Source organism: uncultured Granulicatella sp. (assembly GCF_938030755.1).
In the GTDB taxonomy this organism is placed as follows: Bacteria; Bacillota; Bacilli; order Lactobacillales; family Aerococcaceae; genus Granulicatella.
This window is the reverse complement of sequence record NZ_CALHIF010000063.1, coordinates 23,482-50,462: the sequence shown is the minus strand read 5'-3', so window position 1 is coordinate 50,462 and position 26,981 is coordinate 23,482. Positions and strand designations below refer to the sequence as shown.

General features: G+C 35.2%; 22 protein-coding genes, 1 riboswitch and 1 other annotated feature. Of the genes, 3 read left to right on the top strand and 19 right to left on the bottom strand.

The genetic code is table 11. From position 1 onward, the window contains the following. Complete coding sequence (locus tag Q0594_RS06725; RefSeq protein ID WP_298730713.1) at positions 1-903, bottom strand: deoxyribonuclease IV; 903 nt, start codon at positions 901-903, stop codon at positions 1-3. A 142-nt stretch (positions 904-1,045) separates the two neighbouring features. Between Q0594_RS06725 and Q0594_RS06720 the strand changes: the two genes are divergently transcribed. Next, positions 1,046-2,464: an N-acetylmuramoyl-L-alanine amidase gene (locus Q0594_RS06720; RefSeq protein ID WP_298730711.1), complete on the top strand. Its 1,419-nt coding sequence runs from the start codon at positions 1,046-1,048 to the stop codon at positions 2,462-2,464. Between the two features lie 51 nt (positions 2,465-2,515). Here Q0594_RS06720 and thiI read toward each other — a convergent pair whose 3' ends face one another. From thiI to Q0594_RS06700, 4 genes are all read right to left on the bottom strand, one after another. Further along, positions 2,516-3,733, bottom strand: coding sequence for a tRNA uracil 4-sulfurtransferase ThiI (thiI, locus tag Q0594_RS06715; protein ID WP_298730709.1), 1,218 nt, complete (start codon positions 3,731-3,733; stop codon positions 2,516-2,518). A gap of 13 nt (positions 3,734-3,746) precedes the next feature. Further along, on the bottom strand, positions 3,747-4,871 hold the full coding sequence (locus tag Q0594_RS06710; protein ID WP_298730706.1) for a cysteine desulfurase family protein: 1,125 nt from the start codon (positions 4,869-4,871) through the stop codon (positions 3,747-3,749). A gap of 22 nt (positions 4,872-4,893) precedes the next feature. After that, complete coding sequence (leuS, locus tag Q0594_RS06705; RefSeq protein ID WP_298730704.1) at positions 4,894-7,308, bottom strand: leucine--tRNA ligase; 2,415 nt, start codon at positions 7,306-7,308, stop codon at positions 4,894-4,896. Between the two features lie 46 nt (positions 7,309-7,354). Next, positions 7,355-7,550, bottom strand: a binding site (T-box leader). 18 nt (positions 7,551-7,568) lie between these two features. Beyond that, positions 7,569-9,425 (bottom strand): LysM peptidoglycan-binding domain-containing protein, encoded by a 1,857-nt coding sequence (locus tag Q0594_RS06700; RefSeq protein ID WP_298730702.1) that lies wholly within the window; start codon positions 9,423-9,425, stop codon positions 7,569-7,571. Between the two features lie 151 nt (positions 9,426-9,576). Between Q0594_RS06700 and Q0594_RS06695 the strand changes: the two genes are divergently transcribed. Further along, a complete protein-coding gene (locus Q0594_RS06695) occupies positions 9,577-10,146 on the top strand; it encodes a class I SAM-dependent methyltransferase (RefSeq protein WP_298730700.1) in 570 nt (189 codons plus the stop codon). Positions 10,147-10,222: 76 nt separating this feature from the next. Here Q0594_RS06695 and metK read toward each other — a convergent pair whose 3' ends face one another. Further along, positions 10,223-11,395, bottom strand: coding sequence for a methionine adenosyltransferase (gene metK, locus Q0594_RS06690; protein ID WP_298730697.1), 1,173 nt, complete (start codon positions 11,393-11,395; stop codon positions 10,223-10,225). Further along, positions 11,393-11,473, bottom strand: a riboswitch (SMK box riboswitch). (Overlaps the previous gene by 3 nt.) 467 nt (positions 11,474-11,940) lie before the next feature. Between metK and Q0594_RS06685 the strand changes: the two genes are divergently transcribed. Beyond that, positions 11,941-12,762, top strand: a complete 822-nt coding sequence (locus Q0594_RS06685) for a hypothetical protein (RefSeq protein ID WP_298730695.1) — start codon at positions 11,941-11,943, stop codon at positions 12,760-12,762. A 31-nt stretch (positions 12,763-12,793) separates the two neighbouring features. Here the strand turns inward: Q0594_RS06685 and nth are convergent, their stop codons facing one another. From nth to rpsA, 13 genes are all read right to left on the bottom strand, one after another. Beyond that, a complete protein-coding gene (gene nth, locus Q0594_RS06680; RefSeq protein WP_298730693.1) occupies positions 12,794-13,432 on the bottom strand; it encodes an endonuclease III in 639 nt (212 codons plus the stop codon). Between the two features lie 4 nt (positions 13,433-13,436). Further along, positions 13,437-14,126, bottom strand: coding sequence for a DnaD domain protein (locus Q0594_RS06675; protein ID WP_298730691.1), 690 nt, complete (start codon positions 14,124-14,126; stop codon positions 13,437-13,439). A gap of 67 nt (positions 14,127-14,193) precedes the next feature. Beyond that, positions 14,194-15,495, bottom strand: coding sequence for an asparagine--tRNA ligase (gene asnS / locus Q0594_RS06670; RefSeq protein WP_298730727.1), 1,302 nt, complete (start codon positions 15,493-15,495; stop codon positions 14,194-14,196). Between the two features lie 30 nt (positions 15,496-15,525). Further along, entirely contained in the window at positions 15,526-16,713 is a 1,188-nt protein-coding gene (locus tag Q0594_RS06665) for a pyridoxal phosphate-dependent aminotransferase (protein WP_298730689.1), read from the bottom strand. 13 nt (positions 16,714-16,726) lie between these two features. Further along, positions 16,727-17,203 carry a DUF5590 domain-containing protein gene (locus tag Q0594_RS06660; RefSeq protein ID WP_070445400.1) on the bottom strand — a complete coding sequence of 159 codons (477 nt, stop codon included), beginning with the start codon at positions 17,201-17,203 and terminating at the stop codon, positions 16,727-16,729. A 99-nt stretch (positions 17,204-17,302) separates the two neighbouring features. Next, a complete protein-coding gene (locus tag Q0594_RS06655) occupies positions 17,303-19,930 on the bottom strand; it encodes an exonuclease domain-containing protein (protein WP_298730686.1) in 2,628 nt (875 codons plus the stop codon). A gap of 249 nt (positions 19,931-20,179) precedes the next feature. Continuing rightward, a complete protein-coding gene (locus Q0594_RS06650; RefSeq protein WP_298730685.1) occupies positions 20,180-20,653 on the bottom strand; it encodes a hypothetical protein in 474 nt (157 codons plus the stop codon). A gap of 112 nt (positions 20,654-20,765) precedes the next feature. Further along, complete coding sequence (locus Q0594_RS06645; RefSeq protein WP_298730683.1) at positions 20,766-21,995, bottom strand: CCA tRNA nucleotidyltransferase; 1,230 nt, start codon at positions 21,993-21,995, stop codon at positions 20,766-20,768. Then, positions 21,988-22,518 carry a YpiB family protein gene (locus tag Q0594_RS06640; RefSeq protein ID WP_298730681.1) on the bottom strand — a complete coding sequence of 177 codons (531 nt, stop codon included), beginning with the start codon at positions 22,516-22,518 and terminating at the stop codon, positions 21,988-21,990. Before Q0594_RS06640 ends, Q0594_RS06645 begins: the two co-directional genes overlap by 8 nt. A gap of 10 nt (positions 22,519-22,528) precedes the next feature. Then, positions 22,529-23,800: a tetratricopeptide repeat protein gene (locus tag Q0594_RS06635; RefSeq protein ID WP_298730679.1), complete on the bottom strand. Its 1,272-nt coding sequence runs from the start codon at positions 23,798-23,800 to the stop codon at positions 22,529-22,531. 124 nt (positions 23,801-23,924) lie between these two features. Further along, the gene (locus Q0594_RS06630; RefSeq protein ID WP_005605703.1) at positions 23,925-24,203 is read right to left on the bottom strand and encodes an HU family DNA-binding protein; all 279 of its coding nucleotides are present in this window, start codon (positions 24,201-24,203) and stop codon (positions 23,925-23,927) included. Between the two features lie 161 nt (positions 24,204-24,364). Then, positions 24,365-25,678, bottom strand: a complete 1,314-nt coding sequence (gene der / locus Q0594_RS06625) for a ribosome biogenesis GTPase Der (RefSeq protein WP_298730677.1) — start codon at positions 25,676-25,678, stop codon at positions 24,365-24,367. Positions 25,679-25,762: 84 nt separating this feature from the next. Beyond that, positions 25,763-26,956: a 30S ribosomal protein S1 gene (rpsA, locus tag Q0594_RS06620; protein ID WP_298730675.1), complete on the bottom strand. Its 1,194-nt coding sequence runs from the start codon at positions 26,954-26,956 to the stop codon at positions 25,763-25,765. Positions 26,957-26,981 lie beyond the last annotated feature (25 nt).

Here is a 26,981-nt window from a genome sequence, read left to right as displayed (position 1 = left end):
TTACTTCCTTCTTTCTTGATTTAATAACTCTTCGATCCAATGTGAATCGAATTTACCAGAACGAATCATTTCAATCTCTTTCTTGTAAGGCGCAATCTGAACTTTATCTTCCACTTTAATCCATGGAGTTTCAAGAATTTTAGGGAGATTTTTAAATTCTGGGACTTGAATAACATTCATTAACGCATCAAACCCAATTTCTCCAAATCCAAAATTTTCATGCCTATCTTTATGAGCACCCACAGGATTTTTAGAATCGTTGATATGAAGAACTTTAATGCGATCAAGTCCTACCGTTTTATCGAACTGTGTCAATACTCCCGATAAATCGTTTTTTATATCGTATCCAGCATCATGAACATGACAAGTATCAAATGTAACCGATAAGTGTTCATTATACGTCACGCCATCAATAATACGCGCTAGTTCTTCAAACGTACGAGCTAACTCCGTTCCTTTTCCAGCCATTGTTTCTAAGGCGATTTGAACTGTTTGATCTTTTGTAATTACTTGGTTTAGTCCATAGATGATTTGATTCAATCCAACATCAACACCCGCTCCTACATGAGAACCTGGATGTAAAACAACTTGTGTAGCACCGACTGCTTCAGCACGTCTCAATTCTTCTTTTAAAAAATCAATTGCAAAATCAATATATCCTTCTTTTGTAGTATTGGCTAAGTTAATAATATATGGAGCGTGAACGACCACTTCCTTGATTCCATTTTCAGCCATAAATTTCTTGCCTATTTCAGCGTTTAATTCTTCTATCGGTTTTCTTCTGGTATTTTGAGGAGCTCCCGTATACACCATCATAACATTTGCCCCGTAACTATAGGCTTCTTTAGCTGACCCTAATAGCATTTCTTTACCACTCATTGAAACATGAGATCCAATTAACATGTCAAACCTCCAATTTGCTCTTATTCTTTTTTATTGTACCTAATAAATTCTACTACAATCAAGTTCAAAGCAACTTTTTATACACAAATAAGGGTTTTATTGGTATAATGAATTAGAAATACTTAATTTTAAAGGAGTCTCTATGGATTCATTATTGCATCTATTTAAAAAGAAAAATACACAACAATTCATAGCTTTCATTTTTATATTATTAACATTTTGGATAATTGCCTATCCATTAGTCAGTGAAAAATCTGCTTCAACAAATGAGAACAATACCCGTCAAACAGTTGTAGATAATTCAAATACAAACTCTGCCACTCAGACGTCTTCTAGAGTAAAAAATAAAATTGTTCAATTTGCTGTAAATACTGGTTCTTCGAATGTACAGGTTTATCAAAAAATGGATTCAGAGTCAATCCCAATGGGTGAAATCTCTCAAGGACAATATTTATTATCCCTACACAAACTAGACAACGGATGGATTCAAGTTCAGTATAATGAACAAGTTGGCTACGTGGAAGAAAATGATCATATCTTACTAACAACATTAATGAAAGGTTATGCAAATGGAGGTTTGAAGATTTATCAAACTGCCGAAAAAAACACTAAAGAAATTGGGACAATCCCAGATGGTGAGATTTTTTATCTTCTTGAAGATGTTTCCGATAAAACTTTAAAAATCCGCTATAAAGAAACTGAAGGATATGTAGATAGCGATTCTTCGAACTATACCATTGAATTAATACAAGAAATATTAAACAAACAAGCTGGGCTTCCAACGACTATTGATTCCAATAAAATGTTTGTAACGAAGCTAAAAGAAACTCCAATCTACTCTCAATCATCTATCACTTCAGATTTAATTGGAACGGTAGATAAAGGAACTCAATTTGCATATGAAGATAGAGAAGGAGATTTCTACAAAGTTTCAGTAGGCAATGGAAAATATGGATATATACCATATTGGTTAGTCACCGCAAACTTCGCAGGGATAGAAACAGATGACGCCCTCCCACAAGGAATTAAAAATGCAACTATTGTCATTGACCCTGGTCACGGCGGAGATGATCCTGGTGCTGTAGTAAACTTTAGTGAAAAACATGAAGCTGATCACACACTTTCAACTGCTTTCTTAGTTAAGAAGGAATTAGAAGCGTTAGGCGCAAAAGTTATTTTAACTAGAACTGACGATAGTTCCGTTTCCTTAGCAGATCGTGCTGAAATTAGTAATAAAAATAATGCCAATGCATTTATCAGTATTCACTTTGATTCTGCGGAAGTCGATAGCGCTAGTGGAACTACAACCTATTATTATAGCGATAAAAGTGAAAATCTCAGTCAAACCATCAATAAGTATTTATCACGTAACTTACCTCTTAAAAACCAAGGAAGCAGATTCCAAAACTTCATGGTATTAAGAGATAATGCTCGTCCGTCTATTCTTCTAGAACTTGGATACTTAAACAATCAAGGTGATAATAAAGTGATTTCTTCTCAAGAATATCAAGAAAATATCGCAAAAAGTATTGCAAACGCACTTAAAGAATACTTCCAATAAACCAAAAGAAGCGATGCTACTCCCTGTGGAATAGCGTCGCTTCTTTTTATTTTAAAATAAATCATCAATTTCTTGACTTGTAGTTTCAACTGGAGTTGTATAGTTTGCAGTAATTTCTTCAATCACTGTCCCATCAACAGCTTCTTTAATTAACCCTTCAACATTAAGACGCGCTTCATATTGACGTGCCTTTTCGAGTTTTGGTTTTGTCTTTGGACTTGGTGGAGCAAACACCGTACAGCAGTCTTCAAATGGTTGAATCGATAATTCAAAAGTATCAATTTCTTCAGCAACTTTGATAATATCGAGTTTATCCATTGTAGCCACCGGACGAATTATTGGTGTGTTAGTCACGTCATTAATCGCCAGCATGCTATCTAAAGTTTGAGAAGCTACTTGCCCTACTGATTCCCCATTAGCAATTGCAAGTGCACGTGCGTTTTCTCTAAGTTGATCCGTAATACGAAGCATGAAGCGACGCATAATCGTCATTAAATAAGCTTCTGGTACACTCTTCTTAATTTCCTCTTGAATTCTAGAAAATGGTACCGTAAGGAATTGAATACTTCCTCCAAAACGAGCGATTTTTGCAGCTAAAAGTTTTGTTTTCTCAAGCGCTTGAGGACTCGTATATGGTGGGCTTGCAAAGTGAACGCATTGAATCTCCATCCCACGTTTCATCGCAAGATACCCTGCTACTGGAGAATCAATCCCGCCAGATAACATGAGCATCACTCGACCACTTGTTCCAACAGGAAGTCCGCCTGCCCCTGGGATGGTCTTAAGACTCACCATTAAGTGTTCACGGCGCACATCGATACGAACTGTAATATCTGGTTGTTTTAATTGAACTTTGATATCTGGAAATGCTTCAAGAACAGCATCTCCTAAGAACAGATTGATTTGGTTTGTATCCATCTCGAATGTGTGATCCGAGCGTTTTGTCATAATTTTAAACGTCTTACCTTCAAGATCTTCTTGACTCAATAAGTCAAGAACCACTCTTTTGGCCACTTCCATATCTTTTTCGATAATATAGACTGGCGAAATTGATTGAATCCCAAAAATTGGTTTTACCTTTTCGATAACAGCTTCTTCAGGCGCTTCATGTAAATCTAAATACATAAAGTCATAATCAGGAATCACCTTTACCTGAGGAAAATCTACTAGGGCTTTCTTTATATTTGACGCTAATTTTTGAGTGAACATCTTCTTGTTTCTACCCTTTGTAGAAAGTTCACCATAGCGAATCAAAATTCTAGTTTTCAAAGGTTTCCTCCTTTTATTTTAAAAACGAAAATTGTTTCAATAACTGATGAAGAACATCAACAAACTGTTCTACTTCTTCTGTTGTATTATCGTTTGAGAAGCTTACACGAACGGCTCCTGTTGCCCATTCAGTTGGCACATCCATCGCATAAAGTGTACTTGATGAATCTGCTTTTTTACTTGAACAAGCAGAAGTCGTAGAAATATAAATGCCATGATTTTCAAAAGCATGGACAACTACTTCTCCACGAACACCTTTAATGGCAAAGCACAACACGTGTGACGCTCCATCTTCAGGTGAGAAGATGCGGATTTCAGGTTTTGTAACAAGCTCTTTCCATAGTTGGCTACGAAGTTCACCCGTAACAGACTTTTCTTCTATAGCCATTCTCAGTGCTTTTGTTGTGGCCACAATCCCTGGAAGGTTTTCTGTCGTACTACGTTCCCCTTTTTCTTGTCCACCACCTGTTAAGAGCGCTTGAATCTTACGTCCAAATTTCTTATACATAATTCCAACGCCTCGTGGTCCATGGAATTTATGCGCAGATAGACTTAATAAATCTATGCGTTCAATGGCTAGCAGCTGACTTGCGCGTTCTACTGCTTGAACAGCATCCACATGAAAATGAATCGATGGATATTCCTCTAGTACTTTAGCAATCTCAGCAATCGGTTGAACTGCTCCGACTTCATTATTGACAGCCATTACACTCACTAGAATCGTATCTTTGCGAAGACTCTCTTTTAATTGCTCTACATTTACAATTCCTTTTGAATCGGCATCTAAATAAGTCACTTCAAACCCAAAGCGTTCAAGTTGCTTACACGTTTGAATGACTGACGGATGTTCAATCTTTGTCGTAATGATATGTTTCCCAAATACAGACTTCTCAAGAGCAGTTCCTTTAATAGCCCAGTTATTGGATTCAGTCCCTCCTGAGGTAAAGAAAATCTCCTCAGGTTGAACTGATAATAAACTTGCCACTTGTACTCTTGCTTTGGTCAATACTTGATGGGCATCGACTCCTAATTGGTGTAAGCTCGATGGGTTTCCAAAAAACTTCTGACTGACTTGAACATAGCTCGTTAATGCATCATCATAAATTTTCGTTGTTGCTGCATTATCAAAATAAATCATTCTACTATCCTTTCAAGCTCCATTAGTTTGCAACGATGTTTACTAAACGTCCTGGAACGGCAATTACTTTACGGATTGTTTTTCCTTCAATTGCAGATTTTACTGAATCATGTTCTTTAGCAAGTCCTTCAAGAGCTGTAGCATCTGCATCTGTTGGAACCATTACACGTGCTTTTATTTTTCCATTTACTTGGAAAATCACTTCAACTTCGTCTTCGACTAATTTAGATTCATCGTAAGTTGGCCATGGTTCATAACTGATTGATTCTGTAAATCCGAATTTACTCCAAATTTCTTCAGCCATATGCGGTGCTAATGGCGCAATCAATTGTACAAGACCTTTCATGTAGTCGAATGGTAATGCATCTGCTTTATACGCCTCGTTTACGAAAATCATCATTTGAGAGATTGCCGTATTGAAATGCAACTCTTCAAAGTCTTCTGTTACTTTCTTCACTGTTTGATGGTACACTTTATCCAATTTGCCATCATTTAGTTTTGTGATACGGTCACGCATCTTGCCATTATCATCAATCATCAATCTCCAGAATCGGTCTAGGAACTTACGGCTACCTTCAAGTCCTTTTTCACTCCAAGCAATCGATGCATCCAGTGGTCCCATGAACATTTCATAGACACGTAATGTATCCGCACCATATTCGCGAACAACATCATCAGGGTTTACAACATTCCCTTTAGATTTAGACATTTTTTCGTTACCTTCACCAAGAATCATTCCTTGGTTAAATAATTTTTGGAATGGTTCTTTGTTTGGAACAACACCTAAATCGTATAACACTTTATACCAGAAACGAGCATATAGTAAGTGAAGAACGGCATGCTCTGCACCACCGATATATAAATCAACTGGTAACCATTGTTTTACCTTCTCTGGATCTACAATTTTTTCTTTATTATGAGGATCTATGTAACGTACAAAGTACCATGAGCTTCCTGCCCATTGTGGCATTGTATTTGTTTCACGACGACCTTTCTTACCTGTTGCAGGGTCCGTTACATAGAGCCAGTCTTCAATGGCTGCAAGTGGTGATTCGCCTGTACCACTAGGACGAATTTTATCTGTTTTTGGTAACACTAATGGCAGTTCAGATTCTGGAACAGTTGTCATCGTACCATCTTCCCAATGGATGACTGGAATTGGTTCACCCCAGTAACGTTGACGAGAGAATAACCAGTCACGTAGACGATAGCTTACTTTTGCAGCCCCTACGCCATGTTCTTTTAACCATTCATTCATTTTTGCAATTGCGTCAGCTTTGTTTAATCCATCTAGGAATTCTGAATGAATATGTACACCATCACCAGTGTATGCTTCTTCTTCAACGTTTCCACCTTCGATGACAGGAATAATGTCTAAGCCAAAAACTTTAGCAAATTCGTAGTCGCGTTCATCATGCGCTGGAACGGCCATAATCGCACCTGTACCATATGTACTTAATACATAGTCTGCAATCCAGATTGGAATTTCTTTTCCGTTTACTGGGTTAATTGCGTACGCACCAGTAAATACTCCTGTTTTTTCTTTAGAAAGTTCTGTCCGTTCTAAGTCTGATTTTGTAGAAACGGCTGCAATATAAGCATCCACTGCTTCTTTTTGTTCAGGAGTGACAATCTTTTGAACTAATTCATGTTCTGGAGCTAATACATTGTAAGTCGCTCCAAATAATGTATCTGGACGTGTTGTGAAGACTTCGAAGCTTTCATCTGTTCCTTTTACATTGAAACGAACTTGAGCCCCTTCTGAACGACCAATCCAGTTTCTTTGCATGTCTTTGATGCTTTCAGGCCAATCCAACTCATCCAAATCTTCTAATAGGCGGTCTGCATAAGCAGTAATTTTAAGCATCCATTGTTTCATTGGTTTACGGTAAACTGGATGTCCTCCACGTTCACTCTTACCATCGATAACTTCTTCGTTAGCAAGTACTGTTCCAAGCGCTGGACACCAGTTCACTGGAATTTCAGCTTCATATGCAAGTCCCATTTCCACTAATTTAGTGAAAATCCATTGTGTCCATTTATAGTACTCTGGATCCGTTGTGTTAATTTCACGGTCCCAATCATAACTAAATCCTAATTCATTAATTTGACGTTTGAAGTTTGCTACGTTTACTTTCGTGAATTCTGCCGGATCATTTCCTGTATCCAGAGCATATTGCTCTGCAGGAAGTCCAAACGCATCCCATCCCATTGGATGGAGAACATTGTACCCTTGTGCACGTTTCATACGAGAAATGGCATCAGTTGCTGTATAGCCTTCTGGGTGACCTACGTGAAGTCCTTGTCCTGATGGATACGGGAACATATCTAATGCGTAAAAGTTTTTCTTAGAAGGATCTTCTGTTGTTTTGAATGTATGATGTTCTTTCCAATATTTTTGCCATTTGGGCTCGATTTCTAGATGATTAAATGTCATCTGATTCACTCCTTTCAAAATTAAAAGCGCCCCACCTGTCATTGACAGATAGGACGCAATACGTGTTACCACCTAATTATTTTACTCTTCTTACCTGTAACGCTGGCGAGGCGGAAACTCTTACTAATCTTTCAGAGTTCGGCTAAAAAGGCGAGTTCAGTTTATCGAATTGATGCATTTTCACCAACCATGCACTCTCTACAACTTTCAAAGAAACTTACTATTCCTCTATCTGCTTTTGTGAGTATTATTCTAGCAGATTATTTTGAAACTTTCAACACTTGACCAACTCGGATAACATTTGAAGTTAAGCCGTTTAAAGCTTTTAATTGTTCTAACGAAAGTCCGTAAGTTCTCGCAATACGCCATAACCCTTCTCCTGCTTTAACTGTATGAGTTTGAGAGCCTGATGAAACGGTTTGTGTTGATGAATATGAAGTAGTTGCTTGTGCTGAACCCGACACTACTAATTGTTGACCTGGACGAATTGTACTAGTTTCTGATAATCCATTCACTGAAAGTAATGTTCTTAATGAAATTCCATGATTATGAGCAATACGATATAAAGTATCTCCTGCTTTTACAGTATAGGTTCCAGAAGTTGAAGTAGCTTGACTATTAGAACTTACTGGAGTAGCAACTGTTGTATTTGAAGACCCTGAAACGTTTAGTGTTTGACCAGGACGGATTACTGAAGATTGAGATAGTCCATTTAATGATAATAACGAATTCAAGCTAACACCTGAACGACGAGCAATACTATATAATGTATCCCCTGCTTTTACAGTATAAGTCCCTGAAGTTGATACTACTGAAGAAGTGTTATTTGTTTTAGTACTTACTGGAGTTGAGAAGTTCCCTTCTGATTGACTCACTGTTAAACTTTGACCAGGATAAATGATAGATGATTGAGATAAACTATTTAACGTTAATAATGAATTTAAACTCATTCCTGAACGACGAGCGATACTGTATAAAGTGTCTCCCGATTGGACAACATAGTTTCCACCGCTTGTACGAGCTGTAGAAGTAGAAGTTCTAACTACTGTAGCAGAAGCTTCACCACCAACTACACGTAATGTTTGTCCTGGACGAATGATACTTGATGTAGAAATTCCATTGGATGAAATTAATTGAGATAAGCTCATCCCGAATTTACGACTAATTCCATAGAGAGTATCGCCAGCTTTTACGGTATAAGTACCATTTGCTTTTGAAACAGATGTAGTATTTACAGGAGTTGATACTACTGTATTAGTAGTTTGTTTTGTATTATTTCCTAAAGATAAAGATTGTCCTGGACGAATCACTGAAGATAATGATAATCCATTTAAAGACAATAATTGATTGACACTAACACCTGATTTACGGCTGATACCGTATAAGGTATCACCTGCTTTTACTGTATATTGTCCTCCAATTGAAGATTTCTCTTCAATTGACGCTGCGATAGCAGTTGCGGTTCCATTATCATATTTTGTCAATCCAAATTGTTCAATAATACGATTTAATTTATCATAATACGCAGTGTCCGTTGCATAACGACCCGTTAAATAACGTGTAGCATCTTGATAGCTATTTGTACGGCTCTTCCATGCTCCAGAATAAAACATTGGAGCCCCTTTAATCCCATTAACAATTTTATCTACATAATCATCCATCGATTCTTTATATGATGGATATTTTCTAAAGTTATCATGAATACCGTAGTAGTTTTGCGCTCCGGCATCTTCTAAAGTATACATATTGACAGATTGACCATTATAGTTCCCTTTTACACCAAATAAGTTATGGTTTGGTTCAGAAGCTAATGCACTTGTTCCCCATGCAGATTCTAGAGCTGCCTGTGCGATCATTACTGAAGTATAGACATCTTTACCTTCTGTAGCTTGTTGAGCTGCAGGAATAATCTTATTTAAAAAACGTTGCGCTGGAGTTTGTACTTGATTCGTAGGTACAGTATATGCATGAGATTTTGGCGCTAATGCTAAACCTGCTACCGTAGTTGCTCCAACGACAGCAACTGTCTTTTGTAAATTTTTATTTGCAGCTTTTAAAGCCTTCATTTGTTTTTCTTTTTTTAATCGTAAATATCTTTCGTGTTTCGTTTCTGTCATCCTTTTATCCTCCATCTAAAAACTAATTCGTAATCCATTATAGTAGGATAAAATTGAATGTGTAGGGGAACGTTGCGCGAACACGCAAAACGTCGTATACTCTTAATATCCGTAAAAATTATGTAACAAATTGTAAAATTTTACTTAAGAGGTGTTTATTTTGAAGAACGCTCAACATTTTAGCCACGAAATGATACTTTCAGCAAAATTAGAAAATGGACTATTTATCGACGCAACCGCAGGAAATGGACATGACACTCTTTTTCTGGCACAACATATAGATTCGACTTCAAAAATTTTATCTTTTGATATTCAAGAAACAGCTATTTTACAAACAAGACAATTATTACAAAAGTATGACTTAGCCCCAAAAGTGACCTGTATTTTAGACTCCCACGCGAATATTTCAAACTATTTAGAACTAGACGAGCGTGTTAGATTAGCAATTTTTAATCTTGGTTATTTGCCTGGAAGTGATAAAAAAATCATCACTATTCCCTCTTCTACTCAGGGAGCCATCCAAATTTTGCTTGAACGATTAGAGAAAAATGGAAAAATAATCATCGTTTCCTACTACGGTCATGAGGGTGGGTTAGAAGAAAAGGATGCAGTAGAAGAACTCATTTCAGCTCTCCCACAAAACGAATGGTCCGTGTTAAAATATCAATTCATCAATCAGATCAACTGCCCTCCGATTTGTTATGTCATAGAAAAAAAGTAGAAAATTATCATATATGATAATTTTCTACTTTAAACTAAAAGCCAACCTCATTGAGGTTGGCTTTCTTCATGATCGTTTAAGCAAAATAAGCTTTTAACTCTTCTACTTTATTCAGTTGTTCCCATGGAAGTTCAATATCTGTTCTACCAAAATGACCATAAGCAGCTGTTTGTTGATAGATAGGTCTACGTAAGTTTAGTGTTTCAATAATTCCTTTTGGAGTTAAACGGAACTCTTTACGAATGACTTCAATGATTTTATCTTCTGGTACGTGGTTAGTTCCAAATGTATCTACAGCAATCGAAACTGGTTGTGCTACTCCAATCGCATACGCTAATTGAATTTCGCATTTATCAGCAAGTCCTGCTGCAACAACATTTTTTGCGATATAACGTGCTGCATAGCTTGCAGAACGATCTACCTTTGTAGAATCTTTACCAGAGAAAGCTCCACCACCATGACGTGCATAACCACCGTAAGTATCCACAATAATTTTACGTCCAGTTAATCCTGAGTCTCCAACAGGTCCACCGATAACGAATTTACCAGTTGGGTTAATAAAGTAACGAGTTTCATCGTCAAGTAATTCAGCTGGTACAACTGGTTTTACAACATACTCAAGTACGTCTTTTCTGATTTGCTCTTGAGAAATTTTTTCATCATGTTGTGTACTTACAACAATTGTATCAATACGTTTTACTTTATGTTCTGGAGTATATTCAATTGTTACTTGAACTTTTCCATCCGGACCTAAGTAGTCTAACTGTTTCTCTTTACGAACTTTTGCTAATTGGTATGCTAATTTATGACTTAAATCAATTGGCAGTGGCATAAATGATTCCGTTTCGTTTGTAGCATAACCAAACATTAATCCTTGGTCCCCTGCTCCAAACTCTTCAGATTGTCCACGAGTTTCTAATGCATCGTCAACACCCATTGCAATATCTGGTGATTGCTTGTCTAAAGAAACCATCACCGCAACTGCATCAGCATCATATCCATACTTGCGGTCAGTGTATCCAATTTTACGAATCGTATCACGAGTAACTTGTTGGTAATCAACAACCGCACTTGTAGTGATTTCTCCTACTAAAACAACTAAACCAGTGTTTACTACTGTCTCACAGGCTACACGAGCTGTTGGATCTTGAGCAAGAATGGCATCTAAAATACCATCACTAATTTGGTCTGCGACTTTATCGGGATGTCCTTCTGTTACGGATTCCGATGTAAATAAAATTTTTTCCATTTCTTTTCCCCCATTCAATTCCGGTTACAAGGCATCTACACATTGTGCATCCTTTCGGGAATATCATTTTTAACTTTTCCTATTATAGCACTTTTATAAAAAAATGATAGTAAAATCAACTATAATTAAATGAATAATAAAAATTTACAATTACATCTAAAACAAATTTTAAATATAATAAATAACTAAGTATAAACCCAGACTTTACATATTAAATGATTGTTATTTTGTTCTTTAGGAATGACTGCAAATGAAGAGACGAAGAATAAGTGCGGTAATAAAACTAAAATTCAGTGTAAATTTAACTACAGCTAATGGTTTATTTTCATCAAGTAATTTTATGTCGACTTGTTAAATAGATTCTATCAGTAAATTCGAAAATTATCTTTCATCTAAAATGGATTATGATACTGCAAATAATCTTCTATCGTAACTTCTTTTAAATTTTGCTTTGCAGTAATGAATAGTAGCTTTGAATCCCCTCATCTTGACAAGAACAGTATTATTCCATATCATTAAACTATAATTAAGAATGAGGTATTTTTATGAACAACGAACCACAGTCAATGTCCGTTTCGAACATCTTACATCAACTAACCTCTCCTTGGCTGAATTTTATTTTAGCTCCTTTAGGATATTGTTTAATCGGACTTCTTCTTGCTATAAGGCAACAACAATTTCACTTTACTCATTTTTCAGTATTGTTTTTGTTCTTTGTCATTATTTATTTGCAAGAAAATTCATTTAGAAAATTTGCTAACCATCCTGAAATGAAAAGATGGATTTTTATTGCCATTACGGATATAGTGCTACTTTCACTTCTTGTCTATTTTTATCAAAATGTAGCTTTAAGAATCGTTCTTCTTTTGCTTTTAATGGTGATTCTGAATCATGGCCACTTGTTTGAACTGAAGACAAATGATATGTTTTATATTTATCATTCATTTTTAAATAGTATTTCAAAATATTATTTGGGGAATTTCATCACTTTGTTTATTTTAAGTGGAGCGGTTTCTAAAGAAATTAGCATTCAATTATTCCAATTTATTTTATTTGGATTATATGTTTCTCATGTTAAATCACGTTTGGTCGAAATTAGAGAAGGAAAAAGACACTATGGTCCAGTAGTAGCAATTTGTACTGTTTTATTTAGTCTTTCTTGGCTAATTGGAACAATAATCTACTTTGTCTGGTACCTAGGCTCTTTCAGTGTTCTGGGAACGATTTTATTCTCATTATCTTTATTGATTCCAATTTTATATCAAATATACTATCGAAAAGAATTTTCTGTTAATAGACAATTTACATACTTGCATTGGTATTTAATTGTAATGTCATTTTTATATGGATTTTTCTTTAACATTTAAAAAACCTGTTGGACAATGTCCAACAGGTTTTTTAAACTTCTTTTTGACCATATGCACAAAGATCTAATAATGGACACCCTTCACATTTCGGACTCCTAGCCGTACAATGATATCTTCCAAAGAAAATCATCCAATGATGAGCCTTTCCCCATTTATCCTTAGGTAGCTTTTTACATAAGGTTTCTTCAACCTCAAGAACGGATGCTGACTGTTTACAAATCTGTAATCTTTTGCTTACTCTTTCCACATGAGTATCTACAGCAAAAGCTGGTAAACCAAAAGCAACACTTAGAACTACATTTGCTGTTTTTCGACCTACGCCAGCCAGTAAAACCAATTCTTCTCTTGTTCGTGGAACTTCACCATTATATCTTTCAACGAGTTGCTGAGCACACATTCTAATATTTCTGGCTTTGTTTCGATATAATCCTAATGATTGAATACACTCAATGACAACCTCTTCTTCGCTATTTGCTAGAGCATAAGCATTGGGATAAATTGCAAAAAGCCTTGGTGTCACTTTATTAACGCCTTTATCTGTAGCCTGTGCACTTAAAATCGTTGCAATTAAAAGTTGAAAAGGTGTTTCGTGATTTAATTCACAGTGCGCATTAGGAAACAATTTTTCCATTCTCTCTACTGCTTCAATTGTTTTTGCTTTCGATAACATAAAATCACCTTTTAGTCCAATGAATCATCGGTACTTTAGTTTTATCTACTGGATTGTCTTGTAGTTCAACTTGATTATTTTTGATTCGACTTTTTTCAGTAGCAAGTTGTTGTAAATTTTTTATTCCTTTTCGATGCCAACTTAGAAGAATCTTATCCATATATTTAATCGTAAAGACCTGATTTAATACACATTCCTTTAATGCTGCAATAATAATCTCTTGTGAATAGTGATCCTGATGAATCCAACTAGATACATTCTGAATTTCAAAAGAACTTAGTGGTCTACCAAATTCCTGTTCAATCAAACCTAATAGGTTAATATCAGACTGTTTATGATCTTTATCTTTTATGGAATGCTGCTTATATGCGATCTCTAATTGTTGCATTAAAGGCTTAAAACTGTAATAATCAACTTTTTTTTCAGTGTGAGTTTCTCTTTGTTGAATCACTAGTACTTGTCTATCCATTAAATGTTGAATAATTCCAAATAATTGCTTTTCATCTAGTTCAAATGTTTTACAAGTTTCTTCTACATTTAAAATGAAGTATTCTTCTGAATGCCTTTGTAGTAACCAAGAAATTAACAAACATTCATCTGCACTTATTTGTATATGACGATAATATTGTATCAATACATTAGGCACTATTGTGGAACCACTGAACATCCAGTACTCTTGGAATGTTATTGCCATTGGAATTCCTCCCTCTTCTAAAAAAGAGCCAACGACACATGTCAGCGGCTCTTTTATATTCATTTTATTATGGGTAAATACGGTTTAGTAAACGTGGGAATGGGATAGCTTCACGAATATGTTTCGTACCAGCTACAAATGTTACCATACGTTCTAAACCAAGTCCAAATCCTGAATGAGGTACTGAACCGAATTTACGTAAATCTAAGTAGAATGCGTAGTCATCTGGATTTAATCCATTTGATTTAATTCTGTCTAATAATTTATCATAGTCCGTTTCACGCTCACTCCCCCCAATAACTTCCCCGTATCCTTCCGGAGCAAGTAAGTCAGCACATAGTACACGACTTTCGTTTCCAGGAACAGGTTTCATGTAGAAAGCTTTAATTTCCGTTGGATAGTTGATTACGAATGTTGGAACACCAAAGTGGTTTGAAATCCAAGTTTCGTGTGGTGAACCGAAGTCATCTCCATGTTCTAGATGTTCGTAGTCCGTATCTTCATCACCTTCATGCTCTTGTAACAAATCAATCGCTTCATCGTAAGTGATACGCTTGAACGGTTCGCTAATATATTTCTTCAATAATTCAATATCACGTTCAAGTGTTTCTAATGCATGAGGTGCACGGTCTAGTACACCTTGAATTAACGCTTTAACGTATGCTTCTTGTAAGTCTAAAGACTCGTCATGTGTTAAGTATAGATACTCCGCATCCATCATCCAAAACTCAGTTAAGTGACGACGAGTTTTAGATTTTTCTGCACGGAATACAGGTCCGAAGTCGAATACACGACCAAATGCCATTGCTCCAGCTTCTAAATATAATTGACCAGATTGTGTTAAGAATGCTGGTTCACCAAAGTAATCCGTTTCGAATAATTCTGTAGAATCTTCTGCCGCATTTCCTGAAAGAATTGGGCTATCAAATTTAATGAATCCATTTTTATCAAAGAACTCGTATGATGCATAAATAATTGCATTACGAATTTCCATAATGGCATGTTGTTTTGTTGAACGTAACCATAAATGACGGTGATCCATTAAGAAGTCAGTCCCATGCTCTTTTGGAGTGATTGGATATTCATGACTTTCCCCGATTAATTCGATATCTTTTACTAATAACTCATAGCCTAATTTAGAACGAGTATCTTCTTGAACGACACCTGTTACAAATACAGAACTTTCTTGAGTTAATCCTTTTGCTAATTCAAAAGTTTCTTCGCTTACGTCAGCTTTTACTACAATTCCTTGGAAATAAGCTTTTCCATCACGTAATTGTAAGAACGCGATTTTACCGCTAGAACGTTTATTGGTCACCCATGCACCAATTTTGACCGTTTGCCCAACGTAATCTTTTGCTTGATTCATTGTTATAGTTTTCAAATTATCCCTCTTCCTTTACAAATATGATTCAATAAATTCTTTAATACGATTTGCCGCTTCTCTTAACTCCTCTTCGTCATTTGCACAACTTAATCTAAGGGAACCATTACATCCAAAATTTTCCCCAGATACAGTAGCTACTCCAGCTTCTTCTAAAAGCTTTAAAGCAAATTCTTCTGACGAGGCAACACCAACAATATGCATGGCCATTTTTACATTTGCAAACAAATAGAAAGCTCCTTTAGGCTTTTCACACTTGATTCCTTGAATTTCGTTCAAAAGTTGATGAAACAAGTCAATTCTTAGTTGAAATTTTTCACGCATATGCGTCTTAACGACTTCAATATCTTCATCAAACGCACGAATAGCCGCATACTGAGTAACCACAGCAGGATTGCTAGTCGTATGGCTTGTAAGGTCATTTAAAGCTCTTATAACTTTTTGAGGACCAAAAACATATCCTAAACGCCACCCCGTCATTGCTACAGATTTCGATAAACCATTTACAATAAGTGTGTTATCAAAAATCTCCTTCGATAAGCTGGCCATACTAATTGAATCCTCACCATACACTAATTCATAATAAATTTCATCTGCTATTACAAAAATGTTGTGTTCTAATGCCCAATTTCCAATAGCGAATAGCTCATCTTTTGTATAAAGGAGCCCGGATGGATTCGATGGCGCATTTAGTAATAAGAGTTTCGTCTTTTCAGTCACATATTCATTTAGTAAATCAATCGTTACCTTAAATAAATTTTTTTCTTTAGTTTCAACATATACTGGGACACCTTCTGCCAATTGAACTTGCTCAGCGTAACTAACCCAATAAGGAATTGGAATTAATACCTCATCTCCAGCGTCAACTAAAGTCATGAAAACTGAATACAAAGCAAATTTCGCTCCTGAAAAAGTGGCCACTTGGTTCTTATCTAAACGTATTCCATCTCTTCGATAATGATAATCACAAATCGCTTGTCGTAAAGAATCTAATCCTAACGCTGGAGTATAGTGATCCGTTTCATGGCTTCTTAGAGCAGTAATTGCCGCATCTGTGATTTGTTCTGGAGTATTGAAATCTGGTTCTCCAATCGAAAGACTAATAACCTTACGACCTTTTGCCTTTAATTCTCTGGCTTTTTGTGTCATTGCTAAAGTCCCTGATGGTAAGATTCTTGATACTCTATTTGAAATTTTTACCATAAATCACCAATTTCTATATATTCTCAATATCTTTAATCCATTGTCCATTCTGAGCCGAAATATAGTAATAACCAATTCTTTGATTATTCATTCTATAATTCACTTCCCATACTGGCTCTCCGTTCAAAATACCCATTCTTGCTTCTAAAACCTCGACATCTGGTTTTGCTTGAGCCGTAATGGAACGTGCCTCTTCTTCGTTAACCACTGCAGATTGCTGAAGGATGGTTACTTCTCCCCCTTCTTCAGGAGTAATCGCATAAATTGCTTTTCCTTCAGTGTCTTCACCCATAATCGTGTAGTAAGTTTTATCATTATTAAACCAGTAAAACTTTGTTACTTTTGAAAACTCCACTTTTGGAGCCATCAATGTTAATGCTTCATTACGTTTTTTTATTTTTGGATCAACACTCGTTAAAAAGATTTGTGCGCCAGCTAAAAATAATAGAAATAAAGTGAGCAATAGAATAAACATTGATTTTCTTTTCATCAATTTCTCTCCTCAACTCAAACTTTCATAGATAAAGGTATTATACGCTATTCTAAGGAAAAATACCAACATCCCCTTATAAAATAATCCCAAACTTAGTTAATCTTTATTTTTTATGTGAGCACTATTCAAACATTTTTTGAAAGTCTTTTCGATAACTATTGCACTTTCTGGAAATATATTTTTTACTTTCTCTGAATATTTGCTAATAGTGGCTCGAACATCTAAAATCCATATTTCTGCATTCTTTTGAGTTGGCCGACTAAATCGCCCTAATCCTTGATAAAGTTGAAGAAGCATCATTTTAATCGAATAATGAGCAAAATAGGAACGATTCTGTTCTTTCATCTCTAATTGGACAATTTGTTGATGGGTTGTTACTGGATTTGGAAATGGTAATTTAGTAATTACTAAAGAGTTTATGGAAACTCCACCACTATCAAAGCCTTCCCAGAAACTGTATACTCCTAATAAAATAGAATCATTCTTTTCTTGGAATCTTCTTTGAATTTTTCGACCTAATTGAGATCCTTTTTGAGCTAGTAATTCTATATTATTCCTTTTACAATAATCAACCATCAGATCTTCTACTGCCATTAATGCCTCTATGGAATGCATTAAAACTAACATTCTTCCCTCGTTACGTTCATAGATCTGCTGAATACAATATGAGATTTGTTCGTGATATTGCTTACTTGAGGCTGCAGTCACAGAAACTAAGTCATTTGGAATAAAAATATGGTGGGCAGACGAATTTACTTTAGAGTCAATAGTTGTAAGGTTCTCTTTAGCCTTTAAATCATAAAATAAAGGAGTAAAAGTTGGGATTGTTGCAGAAATCCCTATTAATTTCTTAATCGTCTTCTTAAAATGATTAAAAACATGAGTAACTGAGTCAACTCTCGATACTTTTATCGTTGCCTGTCCATATTGATCTTTTCTCTCAATGACAAAATACGAATGAGTGGACTCTTGAAATCTGAGCAAGGAATCTTTTATTTCCTGTAATAATTGAATGCTATTTTCAAATAAACTCGTCTTGCCTGAATTTTCTTGAAGATAATTCATTAATTGAATGATGGATTTTGTGAACGCTCGAATCATTTCATGATGAATCGTTTCAACCCATTCTTCATTTGTAAAAACTATAGATGCCTTCAAATAATTTCCTCTATCCAATTCTTCGAACCATGTTTCGTATAAATCACAAATTTCTAAAAGTTTGCGGTTTATTGTTCTAGACAAATGCTCCTCTTCTTTCGAAAAATTTGTCATTGAGTTTAGATAGTAATCACTCCATAATTGTTGTAATAAGAACAAGTTCGAGAAATTAATCGATACAGTTCCATATTGTTCTAACGAGTGTTCAAACTGTTGAACTTCATCTAATAGAACAATTGGTTTCACCTCTTTAGAAATTGTAGACGCATAATGAATTAAAAAGGCATGATTTGTTACTACGATACTGCTGTTTTGAACAGATTGAACAGCTTTCGTCCAATATAAACTTTCCATTTTGGAATTCTCTTTCACACAAATATCTTTCCAAAGAGAGGATTGGTATAGAACTTGATTACATTCTGATAAATCTCCTGTTTCTGTTTCACTAATCCAAACAACTAAGCCCATAACCGACAAACTTACTCTTGGACTCTTGTCATTTTTTAACTGACTTATTTTGTAAGAGAAAGCTTCTAAATCAATATAATTTCTTTGGCCCTTAATTGACACAATAGGATTTTTTATCTTTAAGGCGCTTACTAATGGCAGTACACTATCCTCATATAATTGTTGCTGGAGTAATAAATTTGATGTAACAATCCAAATAGGATTTTGTTTAGTGGCCTTTTCAAGAGCTGCAAGTAGATAAGCATACGTTTTTCCTGAACCAGGTGGTGCTTGTATAAAATGAATGGATTCCTCTTCTTCTAATTTTTCAAGAATTTTTCTAATAATTCTTCTTTGAGAATCATTATCTTTTAAAAATTCATTTTCAACTAATTGATTATAGGCATTAATCGCAGAAACTTTAGTAGTTGTGGAAGAACTTTTTTCTTCGAAGACCCTTTCCGATACTACAAAACCATGTTCTATTAAATCAGTATTACTATCCCTCCCTTTAGCAATACTAAAGGCATCCTTAAAAACATCTCCCGTATCCCCAATAAGCTCATTCGAAAATTTAACTAAATGTTCAAGAGTTACCTTAGAAAAACTACGAATTTTCTCTTGAAGTTTTAAAAATAATTGGGCAGTTGCCTTAGCGTCACTACCAGCTGTATGAACTTGTGTATGAGGAATTTTTAACATATTTGTTAAGTCACTTAAACGATAACTGATAGCTGTCGGGTAACAAATTTGAGCCAATTGAACAGTATCTATAAAGGGAACTTCTAACTCAATCCCTAGAGCCTCTTTTAAAGCAGTAATGATAAAAGGTCCGTCAAATCCAACATTATGGGCTACAAGAGTTCGACCTTCTAACAGATTGAAAATATTCATTGCCACTTCATCAAAATAAGGTGCTTTTTCAACATCAGCATTTGTTACACCCGTTAATAACTGTATTTCAAAAGGAATACTTTGCTCGGGATTTATATTTAAAGTAATATGTTCAACGATTTTATGATTAGTAATCAAGGTACACCCAAATTGAAAAATACGGTCCCCTTGCTCGTATTTAGGACCCGTTGTTTCTAAATCAATGACGGCATATTTTCTCTTCATTTGCAATCCCCCTTTCTCAGTATTCTCATCTATATTAGTGTACTAACTTCTTTAAAGGGTTGCAACCAACAAAATACATATTCGTCTATTATCGTTTATTTTTTATCAAAAATAAATATCCACCGGCTTAGTGAAGTGCACCCCAAAAGTTAGACACAAAATCTAACTTTTGGGGTGCACTTCACAATCCGGGGGTTTTAATTAGACCAAAAAGTCTAAGACAAAAACGTCTTAGACTTTCTAAATTGATTAAATTTCAGGATAGATATCTTCTACAGATTTCTCTGGGTCAATTACGATAAATAAGTTTCCGTGAGATCCAATAACTGAACTTTGGAATTTGTTGTCATTTCCATCTTCATCTACAGGACTATATGGAAAATATACGCGGTCAGTTTCAACAACTACGTCTGATTTTGGATGGTTTCCATCTAAATATAAAATATCCATTAATTCAATATCGCTATATTTTTTAACACGTTCGAACATACCTAATTCTAATCCACCTAAGTTAATGTCTTCAGACATTACGTGATCAGCTTCTGGTAAGATTTCAATACGTAAAGATTCGCATGGGTGAATTTCTTGGAATTCTCCACCGTTAATACGTCCAAATGAAGTTGTAACTTTTTTAATCCATAAGTCACCAATCAAACGGCGATTAATCGTCCATGTTTCTCCATTTCTAAATACAAATCGTAAACCTGACATAACCTTTTTCATATAGGGTCACTCCTTAAAATATTATTGCTTACATGATTAATTCTACCATTGAAATGCCTTTCATTCAAGAATTAATACTAACAATTGAAAAAATGAAACTGGTTTTAAAGCTTTAATTTTTAGAAAAATGATTTCTTATCCAATTAACAATTTCATGATTTTCATTTTTTAATTCCTTAGATAGTATAGCCTTTTTTACTGCTTGAAGAACCTCTCCTATCTTAGGTCCCATTTTTTCGAGCTGTAATGCTTCTTTTACGCCAAATCCATCTATCTGAATTTCTTGGATGGAATGGATAGGTAGAGTTTTATACACTTGGACCAAAATATTATGATTTTCAGTTCTTCCAAGTCCAGGGAGTAATCCTTCAATTTCAATAGCAATCCTTTCTGAACATTCGTATGCCATGAATGAATCCCACTCTTTATTTAAACGATTAAGTAATGTTTGATATCCCATCAACGTCTCAGAAATTTGCTCATTAGAAGATTTCCAATTTTTTAATACTTTCTTTAGCTCAGAAACACTTAGTTGATTATAATATCCAAATAAAACCCATGCTTGTAGAATCGACATAGAACTCACTGGAAACTCTCCAATTTCTTTCAATGTTTCTCTAGAATTCGTAAAATTCGGACAGGATTGATACAAATCCGATTCGATAAATGCTAGAAACGCATTATTTCGATGCAAACTAACAATCATCTTCTCAAATTCTACTTTCATTCGCTCCACCGCCACACGTTCTAAATTACTTTTCAAAACTCGAATAGCATTAAACGTCTTCGATTCTATTGAAAATCCTAATTGGCCTGCAAAGCGTATAGCCCTCATCATTCGAAGCGCATCTTCATTGAAACGTTCTAATGGATCTCCAACACATCGGATGATAGAGTTTTCCAAGTCTTTTAGTCCATCAAAATAATCTACAATTTCTTCTTGATTATTAATGGCTAATGCATTAATTGTAAAATCCCGACGCTTTAAATCTTCTTCAAGGCTTCTAACAAAGGTAACAGAATCTGGATGTCTAAAATCTTGATAAGTACTTTCTGTTCTAAAGGTTGTAACCTCATAACTATCTTGATGATAAATGACTAGTACTGTACCATGTTCAATACCTACATCAACCGTATGAGTAAACAAAGATTTAACTTCTTCTGGTGTTGCGCTTGTTGCTATATCTACATCAGAAATTTCTTTACCCAACACTAAATCTCGAACGGACCCTCCAACAAATACGGCTTCATGTCCAGCTTCCTTTAAGGTTTGTATAACAGGTAAAGCTGCAACAAAAAGTGGAACTGATAGAATGTCAATTTTTCGATTAAATTTATTCATTTTCTAACTCCTTTAATCGATTTGTTAATTGCATAAAGAGTTCTGAGTCCATTTTTTCAAGTGCTTCATTGATTTCTAGTTTTAATTGCGTGATTTGAACTTCCTTTTGAATGGTTTGTAGTTCTTCCGTTACAGAATCTATTTCATCAAGTTCTGTAATGAAATACGGATTCTTTTCTAACACACCAAAACTTACCATACTTTTGTATGCGTTAGGAAAATCAAGTTCAACAAAACAATCTTCTTTCCAATGAAGACGCATATCGTGAAAAGCAACTTCTGGATTATCAAAAGAAGTTCCTTCTTTAAAAAATAAGAAGGATTCTTGAGCAGGTTTAATCGTTGAAAATAACATTCCTTTTGGAGTTGCTTCTACATGTTCAACAAAATGAATTTGTTTTAATAATAATTCATGGTTTAAAAGATAATTCAAAATCCAAAGGGATTCTCTTCTTTTTAAAGAATGGTTCGAAATAAACCACGAAATAAACTTTTTCTTGGCTTCTAAACTTGGATTAAACATTTTTCCACTCCTATTCTTCAAAAATAAATGAATAACGAATAAACTCTGGATTAAACGGATCTAATTTCAAAGCTTCTTGTAATGCTATTTTTGCTTGTTCCTTTCTACCTTCTTCAATCATAAATCGAATGTAATCTTCATAGAATTCTAAGGAACTTTCCCCTGCTGCATAGGCCTTATGATAGTACGTTAATGCTTCACTGTACTTTTCCATTGCTTCATAAGTTTTTGCAAACAAGTAAAGTATAACAGCATCTTCTTTTGTTTCTAAGCTTTCCAGAAACTCAATACTTTCATCATATTCTTCTTCCTCATTCAATGCTTCAACATAGCTTGTTACATTGAAAATGGAATCATTATTCAGGTTTATGGCTTCTTTTAATTCCCTTACCCCTTCCTGTCGATTCCCTGTAGTGATTTCAATTTGTCCAAGAATGCGATGAGCTTCATCGTTCAATTCATCAAAAGAAATCCATTTCTTTGCATATTCTTTAGCTTCAACGTCACGTTTTAAAATTAATAGACAATGAATCACATTGAGTGTCACTTCACTATTTTCAGGTTCACGTTCTAGAAGTTCCATATAGTACTCAAGAGATTTTTCGTAGTTCCCCTCAATAGACTCATATGAGGCCATTTGAGTGAGTAAATCACTTGAGAGTCCGTCAATACTCTCATCACCAATAAATTGCTCTAGTGGCTCTTTATTCCCCATTCTCAAAGTGGCTTCGACATACAACTCTTGTGCTCGTTCTTCTTCCCCAGTTTCCTCAGTATTTTGTTTTATGAAACGCTCTAAAAAGAATGCACTACGTTCGAAACTCCCCGCTTCAAATAATAATGTTCCAAGGTAAAAATCAATAATAGCTTCATCTGGATCCAAGTCTTTTGCTTTTAGGAGTTTCTTCTCTGCTAAATCAAAATCTCCTTCTTCACGGTACGCTTCTGATTCCACCACCAACACACTTGGATAGTCTGGATCCGTTTCAGGAATATCGTATAGAATCGATAACGCTTGGTCTGTTTCACCTTCAGCAACTAAAATTTCAGCTAGTAAAATCGTCCAAATCGCTTCATCCGGTTCAACTTCTGTAAGTCGTAATAGAGCTCGTTTTGCTTCTTCATAGAACCCGATTGATACAGAATAGGTCGCCAAATCTGCCATCTCCTGAAGATCTTTTTCTGGGTCAAAATGATCAAAAAAACGATGATAAGATTCATATACTTTTTCAATATCTTGTTCTTCTAAAGCTTGTTGTATGTCTTTAATTACTGTAGTCATAAATTCTCCTTGATATAATAAAAACTGTTAATAAATATGTATATAATAAAAAATGGCATTATATAGAGATAACTCTAATATAACACCATTTAAAACTTCATGCTAAGAAAATAGTTCAATTGAATTATTTTTTAACTGCATCTTTAAGAGCTTTACCAGCTTTGAATGCTGGAACTTTAGAAGCTTTGATTTTAATTTCTTTACCTGTTTGAGGGTTACGTCCTTTACGAGCAGCGCGTTCGCGAACTTCAAAGTTACCAAATCCGATAACTTGAACTTTTTCACCTGCTTTTAAAGCCTCTTGAATTGTTTCGAATAAAGCTTCAACTGTTGCTGAAACATCTTTCTTTGTTAATTGCGTTTTTTTAGCAACGCGATCTACTAATTCTGCTTTGTTAGCCATTTTAGTTTCACCTCCATCAAATAAGAATTTCTATCAGATTTTGTTGAGTGGTCCAACTAATCTGGAAATCTAAATAGTTATGATTTCTTCTAAAGTATAACATTCTAAGAGAATAGTTTCAATGGTTTATATCGTCTTTTATAAGATAGATATGAATTTTTTTACTTTCTTTGACGGGTTATCATATGAATTGGAGTCCCTTCAAAACCGAAAGCTGAACGAATTCTATTTTCTAAGAACCTCTCATATGAGAAATGCATCAATTCTACATCATTAACAAAGGTAACAAACGTAGGCGGTTGAATCGCTACTTGTGTCATATAGTAAATCTTCAATCGGTTTCCTTTATCCGTTGGAGTTGGATTCATCGCAATCGCATCCATCAATACATCGTTTAGTACTGAAGATGAAATACGACGTGAACGAACCTCATGAATTTCTTTTAGGATTGGTGGAATTTTTGAAAGACGTTGTTTTGTTTTCGCAGATACGAAAATAATTGGAGCATAAGATAAGTATAAGAATTCTTGACGAATCTTATCTTCAAACTCTTTATAAGTTGAATTATCTTTTTCAAGAGTGTCCCACTTATTGACTAAAATAACAACACCTTTTCCTGCTTCATGAGCATATCCCGCAATCTTCTTATCTTGTTCTTGAATACCCTCTTCGGCATTCAAGACTACACATACAATGTCACTACGTTCAATCGCTCTTAAAGCACGTAATACACTATATTTTTCAGTTGATTCAAAGACACGACCTTTCTTACGAATCCCTGCAGTATCAATCATTTTGAAGACGGTACCTTCTTCATCTTCAAATGTCGTATCAATCGCATCACGAGTGGTTCCCGCAACATTGGATACAATAACGCGCTCTTCTCCAAGCATCGCATTCACTAAACTCGATTTCCCTACGTTTGGACGTCCGATGAAACTAAACTTAATAACGTCCTTATCCTCTTCGTCGCATTTATCTTCAGGGAAAGCATTAATAGCTGCATCTAATAAGTCACCAAGACCTAGTCCATGACTTCCTGAGATTGGAAATGGTTCGCCGAATCCTAACGCATAAAAATCAAAAATTTCTGAACGCAATTCTGGATTATCCACTTTGTTAACTGCAAGTAAAACTGGTTTATTTGTACGATAGAGTAATTTCGCAATATGTTCGTCAGTAGTTGTCACTCCCTCTTTTACACTTGTAAGGAAGATAATCACATCTGCTTCTTCCATCGCAATTTCTGCTTGCATACGGATGTTTGACATAAAGGGTTCATCTGTAATGTCTATCCCACCTGTATCAATGATATTAAATGAGTGCCCTAACCACTCACCTTCAGAATAGATACGGTCACGAGTGACTCCGGCAATATCTTCTACGATAGAGATACGCTCACCGACAATACGGTTAAAAATTGTAGATTTTCCTACGTTTGGTCTTCCTACAACGGCAATAACTGGTGTTGACATACTATTCCTCCTTTTTCTCTAATTCTATCATAAAAATAGTCTGGAACCAGTCCAGACTATTTCCACTTAATTTATATCTTATTGTTATTCTTCGACTTTAAGTTCAGAAAGTTGATCCCCTAAACGATCTGCTAAAGAGAATGAAACATCTTCTTCAGGTAGTTCGTATGTTTCTTCAACCACTTCTTCAACTTCTTCTTTTTCAGGTTTTGGAGCTTCTTGTAAAGCTTTAATACTTAAAGAAATACGTTGTTGTTCTGGATGAACTTCAAGAACTTTCACTTGTACTTCTTGACCTTCTTTAAGAACTTCATGTGGTGTTGCGATATGTTGGTGAGCGATTTGTGAAATGTGAACTAATCCTTCTACACCAGGAAATAATTCAACAAATGCTCCAAATGTAGTTAGTCGTTTTACTAAACCATCTAATACAGAACCAACTGCTGCGCGTTCTTCAATGTTATCCCATGGTCCTTCTAATGTATCTTTAATTGATAATGATACACGTCCACTTTCTGGATCCACAGAGATTACTTTAGCTTGAACTTCTTCACCAACTTCTAATTTGTCGCTTGCTTTTACAACATGCTCGTGAGAGATTTGTGAAATATGAACTAATCCGTCTACTCCACCTAAGTCGATAAATGCACCAAAGTTTGTTAATCGAGCAACTTTACCAGTCACCACAGAACCTTCTTGAATTGATTCAAATACAGCTGCACGCTTAGCTGCCTTCTCAGCTGCAACTAAGTTTTTACGTGATAAGATTAAACGATTTTCGCTTGGTTCGATTTCAACAATTTCAAAAGCTAATGTTTGGCCTTTGAATTGAGCTAAGTTATCAACATAGTGGTCTGATACCATAGAAGCTGGTACGAAAGCACGAACTCCTGCATCTACTACTAAACCACCTTTAACAGCATCCACAACTGGAGCTTCGATGATTTCTTTGTTATCGAATTTAGCTTGAATTTCTTCCCAAACTTTACGAGCATCTACACGTTTTTTTGAAAGTAAGAAACTTCCATTTTCTTTATCTTTGATTTGTTTGATGACTACTAAATCAACGACATCTCCCACAGCTAAAACGTCTTCTACACGTTCTACTGGTGATGTTGATAATTCATTGAAAGGAATAACCCCTTCAACTCCTCCACCGATAATTCCTACGATGGCTTGTTTATCTTGTAGAGTTAATACTTCACCTTGTACTAAATCTCCGATTTGAATATCTTTAACGATATCTAGTGCATCTTGCATTGTTTGTAATTCTGACATGTGACTTCCTCCTAGAGCGACAATT

Bases quoted from the DNA above. Each gene is read 5' to 3' on its own strand.
- Q0594_RS06725 (WP_298730713.1), bottom strand. From the start codon at position 903: ATGTTAATTGGATCTCATGTTTCAATGAGTGGTAAAGAAATGCTATTA.
- Q0594_RS06720 (WP_298730711.1), top strand. From the start codon at position 1,046: ATGGATTCATTATTGCATCTATTTAAAAAGAAAAATACACAACAATTC.
- Q0594_RS06710 (WP_298730706.1), bottom strand. From the start codon at position 4,871: ATGATTTATTTTGATAATGCAGCAACAACGAAAATTTATGATGATGCA.
- leuS (WP_298730704.1), bottom strand. From the start codon at position 7,308: ATGACATTTAATCATCTAGAAATCGAGCCCAAATGGCAAAAATATTGG.
- Q0594_RS06700 (WP_298730702.1), bottom strand. From the start codon at position 9,425: ATGACAGAAACGAAACACGAAAGATATTTACGATTAAAAAAAGAAAAA.
- metK (WP_298730697.1), bottom strand. From the start codon at position 11,395: ATGGAAAAAATTTTATTTACATCGGAATCCGTAACAGAAGGACATCCC.
- Q0594_RS06685 (WP_298730695.1), top strand. From the start codon at position 11,941: ATGAACAACGAACCACAGTCAATGTCCGTTTCGAACATCTTACATCAA.
- nth (WP_298730693.1), bottom strand. From the start codon at position 13,432: ATGTTATCGAAAGCAAAAACAATTGAAGCAGTAGAGAGAATGGAAAAA.
- Q0594_RS06675 (WP_298730691.1), bottom strand. From the start codon at position 14,126: ATGGCAATAACATTCCAAGAGTACTGGATGTTCAGTGGTTCCACAATA.
- asnS (WP_298730727.1), bottom strand. From the start codon at position 15,495: ATGAATCAAGCAAAAGATTACGTTGGGCAAACGGTCAAAATTGGTGCA.
- Q0594_RS06665 (WP_298730689.1), bottom strand. From the start codon at position 16,713: ATGGTAAAAATTTCAAATAGAGTATCAAGAATCTTACCATCAGGGACT.
- Q0594_RS06660 (WP_070445400.1), bottom strand. From the start codon at position 17,203: ATGAAAAGAAAATCAATGTTTATTCTATTGCTCACTTTATTTCTATTA.
- Q0594_RS06655 (WP_298730686.1), bottom strand. From the start codon at position 19,930: ATGAAGAGAAAATATGCCGTCATTGATTTAGAAACAACGGGTCCTAAA.
- Q0594_RS06650 (WP_298730685.1), bottom strand. From the start codon at position 20,653: ATGAAAAAGGTTATGTCAGGTTTACGATTTGTATTTAGAAATGGAGAA.
- Q0594_RS06645 (WP_298730683.1), bottom strand. From the start codon at position 21,995: ATGAATAAATTTAATCGAAAAATTGACATTCTATCAGTTCCACTTTTT.
- Q0594_RS06640 (WP_298730681.1), bottom strand. From the start codon at position 22,518: ATGTTTAATCCAAGTTTAGAAGCCAAGAAAAAGTTTATTTCGTGGTTT.
- Q0594_RS06635 (WP_298730679.1), bottom strand. From the start codon at position 23,800: ATGACTACAGTAATTAAAGACATACAACAAGCTTTAGAAGAACAAGAT.
- Q0594_RS06630 (WP_005605703.1), bottom strand. From the start codon at position 24,203: ATGGCTAACAAAGCAGAATTAGTAGATCGCGTTGCTAAAAAAACGCAA.
- der (WP_298730677.1), bottom strand. From the start codon at position 25,678: ATGTCAACACCAGTTATTGCCGTTGTAGGAAGACCAAACGTAGGAAAA.
- rpsA (WP_298730675.1), bottom strand. From the start codon at position 26,956: ATGTCAGAATTACAAACAATGCAAGATGCACTAGATATCGTTAAAGAT.